We start from the raw sequence: 14695 nt of genomic DNA, 5'->3' as shown, positions 1-14695 counted from the left end.
GCGCCCGACTGGACCACCCCCGTCCGGCGAGTGCGACGAACTCGTGGCGATCGGCGCGCGATGGTCACGAGTTCGTCGCACTCGCGGCCGGCACCCGCAGAGGAGGTGCGCCGTGAACGCCATCGGGTGGGGGGTCGCCGGCTGCGGCTGGGTGGCCCGCGACCACGCGCTGCCCGCCCTCGCTGCGACGCCGGGCGCCCGGGTGGTCGCGCTGCACGACCGGGACCCCGGCGCGCTGGCCCGCGTGCCCGTCGACGCGCCGGCACACGCCGACCTCGGCGCCTTCCTCGCCACACCCGGCCTGGACGCGGTCTACGTCGCCGTCCCCAACGCCGCGCACCGCGAGGTGGTCGAGGCGGTGGCCGCGGCCGGCAAGGCGGTGCTCTGCGAGAAGCCGCTGGCCGCCGACGTCGCCGACGCCCGTGCGATGGTGACCGCCGCCCGCGAGGCCGGCGTCCTCCTCGGGACGGCGTACGACCAGCGCTGGCACCCCGCCCACGTGCGGCTGCGCGAGCTGGTGCCCGAGCTGGGCACGGTGACCGCGGTGCGGATCGTCTACTGCTGCTGGCTGCCCGCCGACTGGTCGCCGGACGGCCGGCCGCACGACAACTGGCGGGTCGACCGGTCGCGGGCCGGCGGCGGCGCGGCGATCGACCTGGCCCCGCACGGCCTCGACCTCGCCGGCGTGCTGCTCGGGGAGGACGTCGTCGAGCTGCGCGCGCTGCTGCAGCGGCGGGTGCAGGACTACCCGGTGGACGACGGCGCGCTGCTGTCCGGGCGCACCGCGACCGGCGTGCTGGTCGACCTGCACGTCGCCTTCAACACCCCCGACGCGCTCCCCCGCCGCCGGCTCGAGGTCGTCGGCACCCGCGGGATGGCCGTCGCCGTCGACACGATGGGCCAGACCGCGGGCGGGTCGCTCACGCTGTACCGGCCCGACCCGGTCGACGTCCCCTTCGCCGGGGACTCCCCCTTCGCCGCGCAGTTCGCCGCCTTCACCGCCGCGGTCGCCGGGCGCGCGCCCTGGCCGTTCGACGCCGCCCGCGACCTGGCGCTGCACCGCCTCCTCCTCACCGCTCTGGGAGACGCGAGATGACCAACCCCTACCGCGGGCTGCTGCCCGACCTGCCCGCCTACGCCTGCACCAACTGCGGGCACTGGCAGCGCTGGCCGGCGCCCGGGCCGCTGGTGTGCCCGGTCTGCGCCGACGTCCGCAACGCGCTGCCCGAGAACGGCTTCGAGTTCGTGACGCCCGCGCAGGTCGAGGCGCTGGTCGAGGGCTTCTGCCGGCCGACCGCCGTCGAGGGCGTCACCGAGTTCGGGACGCACCCGCGCTTCGGCCTGGACAGCCGCGGCTGGGTGATCGAGAGCGACGCCGGCCTGGTCGGCTTCGAGTGCGCTCCCTGGTACACCGCCGACATGCTCGACCGGCTGCGGCGGATGGCCGAGGCGGGAGGCGGGTTCGACGTGCTGGCCTCCAGCCACGTGCACGGCTACGGCGCGCTGTGGCAGCTGCAGCAGGAGCTCGAGCCGCGGGTGGTGTGCGTCGGCGTCCGGGACCTGGAGTGGACCAAGGCCTTCCGGGTCACCTGGCCGGCGGACGACGAGCTGGAGCTGGCCCCGGACCTCACGCTGCACCGCACCGGCGGCCACTTCCCCGGGCACTCGGTGCTGCACGACCGCCGCCGCGGCGTCCTCTTCTGCGGCGACTCGCTCAAGGTCGACCTCGACGAGGCCGGCGCCCCGGTCGCGCTGAGCGCGCACAAGGCCTTCCACGCGCAGATCCCGCTCTCCCACGGCGAGCTGCGCGAGTACCTGACCGTGGTGGGCGCGCTGGACTTCGAGGCGGTCGCGACGCCGTTCGAGCTGGTCCGCGGGGTGACCACCGACCACGTCGTCCACCTGGTGCAGCGGCTGCTCTCCGGCCCGCCGGACGCCGCCCCCGTCGCGCTGGAGGAACTGTGACGACGACCGAGCTCACCGCCTCGCAGCGGTACCTCGACTCGTTCCCGGGAACCGTCGAGGAGTTCGCCATCGAGGGCCTCGACGTCCTCGACGTGCCACTGCACAGCGCGGTCCTGCCGCCCGGCCCGCAGCACCCGGGCGGCAGCGGACTGGGCTACGGCGCCACCCGCGAGGAGGCGCGCACCGGGGCGCTGGGCGAGATGGCCGAGATGGCGCTGTCGCTGCGCGCGCACCAGGGCGTCGAGCGGGAGCAGGGCTCCTACGCGGAGATGACCCGGCGGCACGGCCGCGACCGGGTGGCCGACCCGCGCACCCTGTGCCTGGAGGCCGGCAGCGCCTACGACGACGACCGGCCGCTGCAGTGGCTGCCGACGACCCGGCAGCGGGACGGCGAGACGGTGCTGGTGCCCGCCGAGCTGGTCGCCTCCGCGCCCGACGACCTGCCCGGCGCCCCGCCCCCCGGCGGCTGGCTGACCACGGTGGTCACCAACGGGCAGGGCGCGGCGTTCGACGCCGACCGGGCGGTCGCGCACGCGCTGCTCGAGGTGCTGCAGCGCGACGGCAACGCCACCTCCTTCCGCGCGATGGACCGCGGCGTCGTGGTGGACCTCGCCGGTCTCCGCGACCCCGACGCGCTGGCGCTGCTCGACCGGCTCGACGCCGCGGGCATCGACGTGGTGGTGAAGCTGGCGGCGACGGACTTCGGCGTGGTCGACGTCTACGCGGTCGGCTGCTCGCGCGACCTGTCCGAGCCGGTGCCGGTCATGGCGACGGCGTGCGGCGAGGCGGCGCACCCCGACCGGGACACCGCCGTCCGCAAGGCGCTGCACGAGTTCGCGTCGGCGCGCAGCCGCAAGGCGTTCATGCACGGCCCGTTCGACGTCGTCCTGCCGGCGACCCCGCCGGGCTACCTGGACTCCTGGCGCGGCGGGCACCCGCCGGAGCGGCTGGTCGAGGAGGACCGCGCGCTGGAGGCGATGCTGGCCTGGACCCGGATGGGCACCGGCGCGCTGGTCGGCCTGCTGCAGGACTCGGTCCTGTCGCGCCGGGAGGTCGTCGCGCTGGCCGATCTGCCGACCTGGTCCGGGGACGACCTGCACGGAACCGTCGTCGACGCCCTGCACGCCGCCGGGCACGACGTCCTGGTGGAGCTGCAGCCCTCCGTGGGCGACGCGGTCGCGGCCAAGGTCCTGGTGCCGGGCCTGGAGGTCGAGACGATGTCGTACGGGCGGATCGGCGAGCGCGGCGTGCGCCGGCTGGTCGAGCGCGGCGACCCGCTGGTGGCCGTCGGCGCCGACCCCGGTGGCTGGGCACGGGTGCACCTGGCCGCGGAGGCCGAGGACCGGCTCGGCGGGCCGGCCTGGTTCGACCGGGCGGGCGCCGACCGGCGGGTGGGCGCGCTGTACGCCCTCTACCGGGAGCCCGGCCGGCACACGGTCGCGGAGGTGCTGGCGCGGTGACCGAGCTGGCGAGGCCGCCGAGGGACCTGAGGTACGCCTACAACACCAACGGGCTGACCTCGCACCGGCTGTCCGACGCGCTGCCCTTCCTCGCCGACACCGGCTACGCGGGGGTCGCGCTCACGCTGGACGTCGTCCACCTCGACCCGTTCGCGCCCGACGCCCTCGCGCAGGCCGAGAAGACACGGGCGCGCTGCGACGAGCTGGGGCTGGACGTCGTCGTCGAGACCGGCGCCCGCTACCTGCTCGACCCCCGGGTGAAGCACGAGCCGACGCTGGTCACCCCGGACGCCGAGGGCCGGGCGCGGCGGCTGGCCTACCTGCGGCTGGCCTGCGACCTGGCCGAGGTGCTGGGTGCCGAGGCGGTCAGCTTCTGGGCCGGCGTGCCGCGGCCGGGGGTGGACCGCGACGAGGCGTGGGGCTGGGTGGTCGACGGCGTGCGCGCGCTGGTCGACAGCCACGGCGGGCGCTCCTACGCCCTGGCCGTCGAGCCCGAGCCCGGGATGCTGGTCGAGGACTGCGACGGCTGGGCCCGGCTGGCCGAGGAGGCGCCGGGCATCACGCTGGCGCTCGACACCGGCCACTGCGTCGTCGCCGGGGCGTACGAGCCGCAGGAGGCGGTCGCCGCGTTCGCCCCGCACCTGGGCACGGTCGCCGTCGAGGGCATGCGCCGCGGCGTGCACGACCACCTGCCCCTCGACGAGGGGGACGTGGACCTGCCCGCCGTGCTGCGGGCGCTGCGGGAGGTGGGCTACGAGCGGCTGGTCACCCTCGAGCTCTCCCGCGACGGGCACCGCGCGCACGAGATGGTGCCGCGCGCGATCGCGACGCTGAGGGAGGCCGAACGGGCATGAGGACCTGCTTCGTCAGCCGCCGCTACTGGCCGGCGGTCAGCGGCATGAGCGTGTACGCGGAGAACCTGCTGCGCGAGCTGGTCGCCCTCGGCCACGACGTCACGCTGGTCAGCCAGTACCGCGACGACGAGGCCGGCACCCGCGTCTACGGCGGCGGCCCGCCCCCGCCCGACCGGGTCCCGGCCGGCGTCGAGGTGGTCGCGCTGCCCAGCCGCGGCGAGACCGTCGTCCCCGCCGACTGGGAGGGCGACATCGACGAGATCGTGCGCACCGTCGTCGGGCTGCACGCCGAGCGCCCCTTCGACGTCCTGCACGCCCAGTACGGCTACCCGCCGGGCCTGGCGGTGCTGGCCGCCGCCCGCGAGACCGGGCTGCCGGCCGTGGTGAGCATCCAGGGCGGCGACGGCCACTGGGTGGGCACCTGCTGCACCACCCACGCCGAGGCGATGCGCACGGTGGTGGACTGCTCGAGCGCGGTGCTGATCGGCAGCGCCAGCTTCCGCGACGAGGTGGTCGGCAACCTCGGCAGCGACCCGGCGCGGTTCACGATCGTCCCCGGCGCCACCGACACCCGGCGGTTCACGCCGGCCGAGCGGCCGCTGGGCGCGCTGCGCGAGCCGCCGGTGCTGCTGTTCCACGGCCGGGTGGACCGGCGCAAGGGCGTGCTCGACCTGCTCGAGGCGCTGCCCGACGGCGTCCGCCTGGTCGTGTCGGGCATCGGCCCGGACCTCGACGAGGCCAGGGCCCGCGCCGACGAGCGGACGACGTTCCTCGGCTACGTCCCGCCCGACCGGGCGCCGGAGGTCTACCGCTCGGCCGACGTCTTCGTCAGCCCCACCTACAGCGAGGGGTTCAGCAACACGCTGCTCGAGGCGATGGCCAGCGGGCTGCCGACGGTGAGCACCGACAGCGTCGGCGTCGTCGACTGCCTGCGCCACGAGGAGAACGGGCTGCTGCACGCGCCCGGGGACGTCGCCGGGCTGCGGGCCGCGCTGACCCGCCTGCTGGACGACGGCGCGCTGCGCACCCGGCTGGCGACGACGGCGCTCGAGGAGGTGCGGCGGCTCTACTCCTGGCCGGTGCTGGCGGCCTCGATCGACGCCGTCCACCGCTCGGTGGTGGGGACGACGCCGTCCGCCGACTGGTCGATGCCCTCGGACGTCGACCTGTCCTGCCGGTTCCGCTCCGCGGCGCACCTCCTGTGAGGGTGCTCGCGGTCAGCCCGCACCTCGACGACGCCGCCTTCTCCGTCGGCGGCACGCTCGCGGCGCTGGCCTCGGCCGGCCACGAGGTCACCGTGGTCACCTGCTTCACCGCGAGCGTGCCCGACCCGGCCGGCTTCGCGCTGGCCTGCCAGCTGGACAAGGGGCTGCCGGCCGACGTCGACTACCTGGCCCTGCGCCGCGACGAGGACGCCGCGGCGATGGCCGTGCTGGGCGCCAGCCCGGTCTACCTGGGACTGCCCGAGGCGCCGCACCGCGGGTACACCAGCGCCGCCGACCTCTTCGCCGGCGTGCACGAGGACGACCAGGTGTGGCGGTCGCTGGCCGCGGCGCTGGCGGAGCACGAGGCGGACCTGTGGCTGGCCCCGCAGGCGCTCGGCGGGCACGTCGACCACCTGCAGGTGCTGCGGGCCGTGGCGGGCCTGGACCGGCCGGTGCTGTGGTGGCGCGACAGCCCCTACGTGCTGCGCGACCCGGCCGCCGTCCCCGGCCCGGCGCTGCCCGGCGGGCTGGCCGAGGTGCACCTGCCGCAGGACCTCGACCGGCGCGCCGACGCCTGCGCCTGCTACCCCACCCAGCTGGGCTTCCAGTTCGGCGGCGTGGAGCAGATGCGCACCGCGCTGGCCGGCCTGCCCGAGGTGCTGCTGGCCGGCGACCGGGCGCGGGAGGTGCTCGCGACCGCCGCCGTCCCGGCCGGCTGAGCCGCCGGCGTCCTGCCGGACCCGGCGCCGTCCCCACCCGCCGCGTGCTCGACCGCTCGCGGAGCTGCCGGGGGCTGCCAGGCTGCCGCGCATGCAGCAGGCCTTCGGCATGGCCGTCCCCGAGACGGTGGGCGAGATGTGCCGTCCGACGACGTCGGCGGTGCTCGTCTACGACGCGCAGGTGGGCATCCTGGCCCACGTCCAGGACAGGGACCGGGTGGTCGAGCGGATCGGCGCGGTCCTGCAGGCGGCCCGGGCGTCGGGTGTCCCGGTGCTGTACGTGCGGCACGTGTCGCTCCCGCCGACGCACATGGGCGTGGCGGCGCTGCGCACCGCCATGGCGTGGCAGCGGCTGGGCGAGGCGGCCGCGGTGACCGCGGCCTTCCCGCCGGACGCGCCGCACACCCAGGTCGCCGGCGAGCTGGCGCCGGTGGACGGCGAACCGGTGCTCGACAAGCTCGGCATGTCGGCGTTCGTCGGCACCCCGGTCGAGCAGGTGCTGCGCGACCGAGGTGTGACCACGCTGGTCCTGGTCGGCGCCGTCCTCGAGATCGGGATCGAGCCGACCGCCCGGCACGCCGCCGACCTCGGCCTCCTGCCGGTCGTGGTGGAGGACGCCTGCGGGGTGGTCGACCCGGAGGCGGCGCAGCGCTCGCTGGCGAGCCTCGACTACAGCCTGCTCACCTACCGCTGCAGCAGCCGGGACGTCGTGGACGCCTTCGGCGCCGTCGGAGTGCCCCGGGGGGCCGCGTCGGCCTAGCCTGTTCCGGGTGGCGGACGACGACCTGCAGCGCCTGGTGCAGCGACGCCTGCTCGAGCTGTCCTCGAGCGCCCAGGCGGCATCGCGGAGGGCCCAGTGGGCGATCGCGCCCGAGACCATCGCGCGCATCGCGGCCGGCCGGCACTCGGGGATGGTGAGCGAGCGCCTGGCTGCGGCGCTGGCCCGCGCCCTCGACGTCCCGGAGAACCGGGTCCGCCGCGTGGTCGGCCTGCCGCTCGTCGAGGACCCCCGCGCCGACGTCTGCACCGGCCCGCACCTGCGCGTCGTCCGCGACGACGGCCGGCTCGCCTAGCCGGGCTCCCTCCCGTCCCGGCCCACCCGGACCCACGGCCGCGTCCGGAAACCGCCAGTCCCCCGGCCCCCGCGCTGTCATGCTCGTCGCGTGACACCGCCCCTGGACGCCGAACGCTGCTACCGCGCTGTCGCCAGCCGGGACGCCCGGTTCGACGGCTGGTTCTTCACCGCGGTCGCCACCACCGGCATCTACTGCCGCCCGTCCTGCCCGGCCCGCACGCCACTGCCGCACAACGTCACCTTCTTCTCGACCGCGGCTGCCGCCCAGGGCGCCGGGTACCGGGCCTGCCGCCGCTGCCGCCCCGACGCCGTCCCCGGTTCGCCGGAGTGGGACACCCGCGCCGACGTCGTCGCCCGCGCCGTCCGGCTCATCGGCGACGGCGAGGTCGAGCGCTCCGGCGTCCCCGGCCTGGCCGCCCGGCTGGGCTACTCCGAGCGCCAGCTGCACCGGCTGCTCGTCGGCGAGCTGGGCGTCGGCCCCCTGGCGCTGGCCCGGGCGCAGCGCGCGCAGACCGCCCGGCTGCTCGTCGAGACCACCGACCTGCCCATGGCCGACGTCGCCTTCGCCGCCGGGTTCGCCAGCATCCGGCAGTTCAACGACACCGTCCGCGAGGTCTTCGCCGCCACCCCGACCGAGCTGCGGCGGACCGCGCCGGCCGGCCCGCCCAGCACTCCCGGCCGGCTGACGCTCCGGCTGGCCGCGCGCGCCCCGTACGAGGCCGCCGAGGTGCTGCTGTTCCTCGGCGTGCACGCCGTCCCCGGCCTGGAGGAGTGGGACGGGACGACGTTCTCCCGCGTGCTCGACCTGCCGCACGGGCCCGGGGTCGTGCACCTCTCCCCCGCCCCGGACGGCGGCGCCGCGGTGACCGCCCGGCTGGAGCTGCCCGCGCTGCGCGACCTGGGGACGGCGGTGGCCCGCTGCCGCCGCATGCTCGACCTCGACGCCGACCCGGCCGCGGTCGACGGCGTCCTCGGCGCCGACCCGGCGCTGGCCGGGCTCGTCGCCACCGCGCCCGGCCGCCGGGTGCCCGCCTCCCCCGACGCCGACGAGCTGGCCGTGCGCGCCGTCCTCGGCCAGCAGGTGTCCCTCGCCGGCGCCCGCACGCTCACCGCCCGGGTGCTGCGGGCCGCGGGCACGCCGCTGCCCGAGCCGGTGGGCACGCTGACCCACGCCTTCCCGCGCCCGGCCGCCCTGGTCGACGCCGACCTCACCGCCGTCGGGCTGACCGGCGCGCGCCGGCGCACCGTGCACGCGCTCGCCGGCGCGCTGACGGCCGGGGCGGTGACGCTGGACCCCGGTGCCGACCGCGAGCAGGCCGGCCGCGCGCTGCGCGCCGTCCCCGGGATCGGCCCCTGGACCGCCGCGCTGGTCGCGCTGCGCGGCCTGGGCGACCCCGACGTGTGGCTGCCCGGCGACCTGGCGTTGCGGCGCTCGCTGGCCACCCTCGGCAGCTCCGACGGCGACGCCGCCACCCGCTGGCGGCCGTGGCGGTCCTACGCCGTGATGCACCTGTGGGCGCTCGCCGTGCCCGCGCTCTCGACCCGACCACTCCCCCTCGAACGGAGCGCCTCATGACCCCGCTCCCCGCCCGCTCCGCCACCGTCGAGACCCCGCCCGGGCCGTTCACCGTGGTCGTGGCCCGCGACGGCGCCGTCCTCGCCAGCGGCTGGACCGCCGACGTCGCCGACCTCCTCCCCGTCGTCCACCGCGCGCTGCGGCCGGCCTGGGTCGAGCCCGTCGAGCACCTCCCGGTGCTCGACGCGGTCGAGGCCTTCGTCGCCGGCGACGTCACCGCCATCGACGAGGTCCCGGTGCGCCAGCGCTCCGGCCCCTTCCTCGAGGACGCCTGGGAGGTGCTGCGCACCGTCCCGCCCGGGGAGCCGGACACCTACGCCGCCTTCGCCGCGCGCTGCGGGCGGCCGGCGGCGATCCGCGCGGCGGCCAACGCCTGCGCCCGCAACGCCGCGGCGCTGTTCATCCCCTGCCACCGGGTGCTCGGCTCGGACGGCGGGCTGGGCGGCTTCCGCTGGGGGACACCGGTCAAGCGGTGGCTGCTCGACCACGAGGCGGCCCACGCGCCCGTCCCCGCCTGAAGCAGGACCCCCCCTCCCCGCACGGTCCGCACGCTCGGCGCGGGCCCCTGGAGGGTGGCCGTTCCAGCACCTCACCGGGCTCGGCGCGGGCCCCTGGAGGGCGGCCGTGTGTCTGCCGGGAAGTGTCGGTCACGTCCGGCACCCTCTCGGTGTGGACGCCGCCTCGCTGCTCACCGGTCTGTTCGTCGGCGCGCTGCTGGCCACCGCGATCACCCTCGGCGCCGTCGCGCTGGTGTCCCGGCGCCGCCCGGCCGACGACGTCCTGGAGCCGGTGCACGAGTCGCTCGACCACCTGCACCGGCTGCTGGCCGGTATCGAGCGCGACCGCGCCACCGCGCACGGCGAGCTGCGCGAGCAGATGGGCACCGTCGGGCAGACCTCGGCGCTGCTCCGGCAGGAGACCGCCGCGCTGGTGACCGCGCTGCGCACCCCCCACGTGCGCGGCCGGTGGGGCGAGGTGCAGCTGCGCCGGGTGGTCGAGGTCGCCGGCCTGCTCGAGCACTGCGACTTCGTCGAGCAGCCCTCCAGCACCAACGACGCCGGCGCCGGCGTGCGCCCCGACCTCGTGGTCACCCTCTCCGACGGCCGGCAGGTGGTGGTCGACGCCAAGGTGCCGTTCACCGGCTACATCGAGGCGGTGCAGGCCGAGGACGTCGCGGTGCGCGCGGAGCGGGTCGCCGCGCACGCCCGGCAGCTGCGCGCCCACGTCGACGCCCTCGCCGCCCGCCGCTATCCCACGGCGTTCCGGCCGGCCGCGCCGTTCACCGTCCTCTTCGTGCCCTCCGACGGGTTCCTCACCACCGCCCTCGAGGCCGAGCCCGGGCTGCTGGAGTACGGCTTCGCCCGCGACGTCGTGCTGGCCACCCCCAGCACGCTGCTGGCGCTGCTGCGCACCGTCGCCTACTCGTGGCGGCAGGAGCGGCTGGCCCGCGACGCCGACCAGGTGCTCGAGGTCGGCCGCCGGCTGCACGCCCGCCTGTCCACCCTCTCCGGTCACCTCACCCGGCTGGGTTCGGCGCTGTCCTCCACGCTGACCCGCTACAACGAGACGGTCGGCTCCTACGAAGGGTCGGTGCTCGTGGCCGCCCGCCGCTTCGACGACCTGGGGGTCGCCGAGTCGCCGGTGCCCACGCCGCCGCCGGTCGAGGCCACGGTCCGCACGCTGCGGCCCACCGAGCTGCCGCTGCCCGGGGAGCTGCCCCGGCCGACGGAGCTGTCGCCGCGGGGCGACGGGTCCCGTCCCGCGGAGCGCGACGGCACGACCGGCTGAGACCCGGGCACGACCTGAGGTGCCACCGTCGTCACGTCCGCACCGCTGCGTCACAGGGACCCCGCGGTCCTCAGCGGATGTGCATCCGGGCCTGCGGTTTTGGCACTTGTGCACAGCGTGCACCGGTGCCGTCCTGCGTCGTGCCCGCCCCGGCCGTCGTTACCGTTGCCCGTGACAGGGACCCCCGTTCGGAGGTCCGCCACGAGGGGACGGGAGGTCCGCCATGGCCTCGGTGCGAACCGCCGACACCTGGCGCGAGTCCGGGGGGCGTGCCGACCGGCGCGTCGCCGCCCGTCCCGAGGGGGCGGACTACGTCTCGCGCATCGGCCGCCCGCCGGTCCCGCCGCCGCCCCCGCGGATGCGGTCGACCGACCTGCCGCCGTTCCCCGAGGACAGGGCGCGCACCGGGCGCCGCCGCGACGACCGTCCCGCTCCGCCGCCGCCCCGCCCGTCGGCCGACCGCAGCGCGCGGCCCGCAGCCCGGGACTCCGAGCGCAGCCGTCCCGCTCCCCGCGACGCCGACCGGCCGCGGGGCCGTGAGGACCGCCCGCGCGACCTGCCCGACCTCGACGCCGACGACCGTCGCCCCGCTCCCCGCTCGCCCGAGCCCCGGCCCGCGGGCCGCCGTCCGAGCGGTCGTGGGGCGAAGGCGCAGGCGCCGGAGAGCGGCGGCCGGGTGCGGGGCGCGTTCGCCGTCCTCGCCGTCTTCCTGGTCACCCTGGCCGCTGCGGCCCTCGAGTCCTGGATCGGCACCGGCCTGGGCCTGGCCACGCTCGGGACCCTGACCGCGGCCAGCGTCGTGGCCACCCTGGTGGTCCGCCGCAGCGACCTGCTGACCGCGGTGACCGCTCCGCCGCTGGTCTACGTGGCCGTGGCCGCGCTGAACACCGCGCTCGCGCCGTCGGCCTCGCTGAACCTCGCGTCGGTGGCCACCCTGCTCATCCGCGGCTTCCCGGCCATGGCGGTCGCCACCGCCGCCGCCGCGGTCGTCGGGCTGATCCGCTGGGCCGCCCGCCGCTGAACAGAGGCCCGTCCTCCTCACCGGGAAGGACCCCGCCCACCTGCCCTCCGCGAGCTCAGGGCGGTGCCCTGGACGGGGCCGGGCGAGCCTCTGGACGGGGCCGCCATCCCGGCAGAAAGGGCCCCCTCCCATTCGGGAGGGGGCCCTCCTGTCAGGCGGGTGGAGCTCTCTCGCTCAGGCCGGGTCGGAGGCGGGCCTCGGGGCGCGCTTCGCGCGCAGCTCGTGCGGCAGCGCGAACACCAGGCGCTCCTCGGCGGCCTTCACCGTCTCGACGTCGGGGTAGCCGCGCTCGGCCAGCCAGTCGAGCACCTCGCTGACCAGCACCTCGGGCACCGAGGCGCCGCTGGTCACACCGACGGTGCCGACGCCCTCGAGCCAGGCCGGGTCGATCTCGGAGGCGAAGTCCACCAGGTGCGCGGCCCGGGCGCCGGCCTCCAGCGCCACCTCGACCAACCGGACGGAGTTCGACGAGTTGGTCGACCCGACGACGACGACCAGGTCGCACTCGCCGGCCATCTGCTTGACGGCCTGCTGCCGGTTCTGCGTGGCGTAGCAGATGTCGTCGCTGGGCGGCGACTGCAGGCCGGGGAAGCGGGTCCTGAGCTGGTCGACCGTCGCCAGCGTCTCGTCGACCGACAGCGTCGTCTGCGACAGCCAGACGACCTTCTCCGGGTCGCGCACCTGGACGTTGGCCACGTCCTCGTCGCCGTCCACGAGCTGGATGTGCCCGGGCGCCTCGCCGGAGGTGCCCTCGACCTCCTCGTGCCCGCGGTGGCCGATCAGCAGGATGTCGTAGTCGTCGCGGGCGAACCGCTTGGCCTCCTGGTGCACCTTGGTCACCAGCGGGCAGGTCGCGTCGATCGTCCTCAGCTGCCGGGCCGCGGCCTCCTCGTGCACCGCCGGGGAGACGCCGTGCGCACTGAAGACGACGACCGAGCCCTCGGGCACCTCGTCGGTCTCGTCGACGAAGACCGCCCCACGCCGCTCGAGCGTCGCCACCACGTGCTTGTTGTGGACGATCTGCTTGCGGACGTAGACCGGGGCGCCGTGGATCTCCAGGGCGCGCTCGACGGCGACCACCGCCCGGTCCACGCCGGCGCAGTAGCCCCGGGGATCGGCCAGCAGGACACGTCCGCGCTGATCAGCCATGGCCCCATGGTAGTTACAGGCCCCCCTGCCCCCGGTGTTCGCAGGCTCACACCGGGCCCCTGCAGGAGCCCGGCCTCCTGCTACGGGCGAACTCGCAGCGGGACCCTGCGGGGACCGCCGCCAGGAACGAGACGCGTACCACCATCGGTGTGGTCCGCGCCAGAGCGGGGTGTCGGGCGCGGCGATTCGGGGCAGGGTGGGGCCATGTCGCGTGAGATCCCACAGGTCGTCCGTGCGGTGGTCGGGCTGGCCGCCACCGTCCTCGACGACGCCCTCCACCTGCCCCGGGCGCTGCCGAGCCTCCCCGTGCGCGTGATCGGGCTGGCCATGCAGGCCACGATGAAGGTGCAGCAGCACTACTCCGGCCTGGTGGCCCGCGGGGACGAGGTCTTCACCGGGTTGCGCGGCGAGTCCGAGCCCGGCCTGGCCACGTTCGACGAGGACCTCCCCGAGCAGACCCCCGGGCGCACCTCCGCCTTCGACCGCGCGCCCGGGTTCGACGAGCCGACGTCCTTCGACCGCGCCTCCGCGCCGGTGGACGACGAGGAGGTCGCCGAGGAGGTCGCCGCGCTGATCGACGACGAGGTCTCGGGGCTGCCCGCCGAGCCGGCGCCCGAGGAGGTCGTCGAAGCCCTGGCCGACATCACCGACGAGGTGGCCGCCGCCGACCTCGACGTCGACCGCGCCGAGCCCGGCCTCACGACAGAGGACGCGCTGGAGACCGCGCTGCTGGAGGCCGACGGCGCACCCGACAGCGCGCTGGTCGACGGCGGCTCGGGGGACACCGGGACCGTCGACACCGACGAGATCGCCGAGAGCCCCACGACCCCGCCGGCGTCCCTGCTGGACGCCGAGGCCACCGAGTTCGACGTCCACCCGTCGGCACCCACCGAGGCCCCGGCGCCGAGCGACCCGGGCGGCTCGCCCGTCGGCGAGGCGGCCGGCGCGCCCGACGTCACCACCGAGGTCGACGTCCTCACCCCGGACGGCGGTGTCGCGACCGTCGAGGGCACGGTGACCGACGAGGGCGTGGCCGCGCCCGAGGGGCCCACCGAGAGCACCGCCGCGCCCGAGACCCCCACCGCGACCGAGACGGCCACCGACCAGACGCCCGCCGCGACCGAGGCGCCGGCCGACGACACCCCCGGCGCACCCGCCCAGGCCGACCGGCAGGAGACCGGTGTCGACGAGGCGCTCGGCAGCGAGGTCAGCGACGCGGACACCCGCCCCTCCACCGAGGGCGCCCCGGCCGGTGCCGACCACGAGGCGACCGGCCGCGGCGACGAGGTCGTCACCGCCGCGGGCGCGCAGGTCGACGACCAGGTCGGCGGGGGCGAGGACACGAGCGCCTCCGCCACGACCGACGAAGCCACGACCGACGAGGCCACGACCGACGAGGCCACGACCGACGAGGCCACGACCGACGAGGCCGCCACCGACGAGGCCGCCACCGACCAGACCTCCGACGAGGTCGTCGCCACCGACGAGGGCGGCGGCGAGGTGGCGGCGGCGACCGGCGTCCGCACCGACGTCGACGAGTCGGCGACCGCTGACGAGGCCGAGGACACCGCCGGTGCCGCGGCCGCAGGCACCGCCCCGGTCGAGGGCTACGACAGCTTCACCATCGCCCAGCTGCGCGGCCGGCTGCGCGGCTACCAGCTGGCCACCGTGGCGGACCTGGTCGCCTACGAGGAGGCCACCCGGGCCCGCGAGCCCTACCTGCGGATGCTGCGCAACCGGCTGGAGAAGCTGGAGCGCCAGGCCGTCGAGGACAGCCCGCTGGCCCCCCGCGGCGCCTGAGGGAGGGCCCCCTCCTCCCCGCCCTCCCGCACGATCAGGACGGGACCGCCCGGGCAGCTCTCCGGGGCGTCGGAGCCGTTTGG

The 14695-nt window shown here is 76.8% G+C and carries 14 protein-coding genes; 13 read left to right on the top strand and 1 reads right to left on the bottom strand.

Annotated elements, in window-relative coordinates:
- Window positions 1–112 precede the first annotated feature (112 nt).
- The 12 genes from ACI79G_RS16555 (at window position 113) to ACI79G_RS16500 (ending at window position 11663) form a co-directional block, all read left to right on the top strand.
- A complete protein-coding gene (locus ACI79G_RS16555; RefSeq protein WP_456882212.1) occupies window positions 113–1096 on the top strand; it encodes a Gfo/Idh/MocA family protein in 984 nt (327 codons plus the stop codon).
- Window positions 1093–1965, top strand: coding sequence for an MBL fold metallo-hydrolase (locus ACI79G_RS16550; RefSeq protein WP_456882211.1), 873 nt, complete (start codon window positions 1093–1095; stop codon window positions 1963–1965). Before ACI79G_RS16555 ends, ACI79G_RS16550 begins: the two co-directional genes overlap by 4 nt.
- Window positions 1962–3425, top strand: a complete 1464-nt coding sequence (locus tag ACI79G_RS16545) for a YcaO-like family protein (protein WP_456882210.1) — start codon at window positions 1962–1964, stop codon at window positions 3423–3425. Before ACI79G_RS16550 ends, ACI79G_RS16545 begins: the two co-directional genes overlap by 4 nt.
- Complete coding sequence (locus tag ACI79G_RS16540; RefSeq protein ID WP_456882209.1) at window positions 3422–4279, top strand: sugar phosphate isomerase/epimerase family protein; 858 nt, start codon at window positions 3422–3424, stop codon at window positions 4277–4279. Before ACI79G_RS16545 ends, ACI79G_RS16540 begins: the two co-directional genes overlap by 4 nt.
- Window positions 4276–5484 carry a glycosyltransferase family 4 protein gene (locus ACI79G_RS16535; RefSeq protein WP_456882208.1) on the top strand — a complete coding sequence of 403 codons (1209 nt, stop codon included), beginning with the start codon at window positions 4276–4278 and terminating at the stop codon, window positions 5482–5484. Before ACI79G_RS16540 ends, ACI79G_RS16535 begins: the two co-directional genes overlap by 4 nt.
- A gap of 2 nt (window positions 5485–5486) precedes the next feature.
- Window positions 5487–6203: a PIG-L deacetylase family protein gene (locus ACI79G_RS16530; RefSeq protein ID WP_456882207.1), complete on the top strand. Its 717-nt coding sequence runs from the start codon at window positions 5487–5489 to the stop codon at window positions 6201–6203.
- A 91-nt stretch (window positions 6204–6294) separates the two neighbouring features.
- Window positions 6295–6963, top strand: a complete 669-nt coding sequence (locus ACI79G_RS16525) for a cysteine hydrolase family protein (protein ID WP_456882206.1) — start codon at window positions 6295–6297, stop codon at window positions 6961–6963.
- Window positions 6964–6973: 10 nt separating this feature from the next.
- A complete protein-coding gene (locus ACI79G_RS16520) occupies window positions 6974–7276 on the top strand; it encodes a hypothetical protein (RefSeq protein WP_456882205.1) in 303 nt (100 codons plus the stop codon).
- 90 nt (window positions 7277–7366) lie between these two features.
- Entirely contained in the window at window positions 7367–8854 is a 1488-nt protein-coding gene (locus ACI79G_RS16515; protein WP_456882204.1) for an AlkA N-terminal domain-containing protein, read from the top strand.
- Window positions 8851–9372, top strand: a complete 522-nt coding sequence (locus ACI79G_RS16510) for a methylated-DNA--[protein]-cysteine S-methyltransferase (RefSeq protein WP_456882203.1) — start codon at window positions 8851–8853, stop codon at window positions 9370–9372. Before ACI79G_RS16515 ends, ACI79G_RS16510 begins: the two co-directional genes overlap by 4 nt.
- 151 nt (window positions 9373–9523) lie before the next feature.
- The gene (locus ACI79G_RS16505) at window positions 9524–10642 is read left to right on the top strand and encodes a DNA recombination protein RmuC (protein ID WP_456882202.1); all 1119 of its coding nucleotides are present in this window, start codon (window positions 9524–9526) and stop codon (window positions 10640–10642) included.
- A gap of 223 nt (window positions 10643–10865) precedes the next feature.
- Window positions 10866–11663, top strand: coding sequence for a DUF6542 domain-containing protein (locus ACI79G_RS16500; protein WP_456882201.1), 798 nt, complete (start codon window positions 10866–10868; stop codon window positions 11661–11663).
- A 174-nt stretch (window positions 11664–11837) separates the two neighbouring features.
- Here the strand turns inward: ACI79G_RS16500 and ACI79G_RS16495 are convergent, their stop codons facing one another.
- On the bottom strand, window positions 11838–12812 hold the full coding sequence (locus ACI79G_RS16495; RefSeq protein ID WP_456882200.1) for a 4-hydroxy-3-methylbut-2-enyl diphosphate reductase: 975 nt from the start codon (window positions 12810–12812) through the stop codon (window positions 11838–11840).
- Between the two features lie 204 nt (window positions 12813–13016).
- On the opposite strand from ACI79G_RS16495, the gene ACI79G_RS16490 reads away from it, so the two are divergent.
- Window positions 13017–14612 (top strand): hypothetical protein, encoded by a 1596-nt coding sequence (locus ACI79G_RS16490; protein WP_456882199.1) that lies wholly within the window; start codon window positions 13017–13019, stop codon window positions 14610–14612.
- The last annotated feature ends 83 nt before the right edge of the window (window positions 14613–14695 follow it).

This window comes from Geodermatophilus sp. SYSU D00779 (assembly GCF_054050595.1).
The sequence above is the reverse complement of the archived record's forward strand: the minus strand, read 5'-3'. Positions and strand labels throughout refer to the sequence as shown.

Excerpts from the sequence above, each read along its gene's own strand:
- ACI79G_RS16550 (WP_456882211.1), top strand. The coding sequence starts at position 1,093 with ATGACCAACCCCTACCGCGGGCTGCTGCCCGACCTGCCCGCCTACGCC.
- ACI79G_RS16535 (WP_456882208.1), top strand. The coding sequence starts at position 4,276 with ATGAGGACCTGCTTCGTCAGCCGCCGCTACTGGCCGGCGGTCAGCGGC.
- ACI79G_RS16525 (WP_456882206.1), top strand. The coding sequence starts at position 6,295 with ATGCAGCAGGCCTTCGGCATGGCCGTCCCCGAGACGGTGGGCGAGATG.
- ACI79G_RS16510 (WP_456882203.1), top strand. The coding sequence starts at position 8,851 with ATGACCCCGCTCCCCGCCCGCTCCGCCACCGTCGAGACCCCGCCCGGG.
- ACI79G_RS16500 (WP_456882201.1), top strand. The coding sequence starts at position 10,866 with ATGGCCTCGGTGCGAACCGCCGACACCTGGCGCGAGTCCGGGGGGCGT.
- ACI79G_RS16495 (WP_456882200.1), bottom strand. The coding sequence starts at position 12,812 with ATGGCTGATCAGCGCGGACGTGTCCTGCTGGCCGATCCCCGGGGCTAC.
- ACI79G_RS16490 (WP_456882199.1), top strand. The coding sequence starts at position 13,017 with ATGTCGCGTGAGATCCCACAGGTCGTCCGTGCGGTGGTCGGGCTGGCC.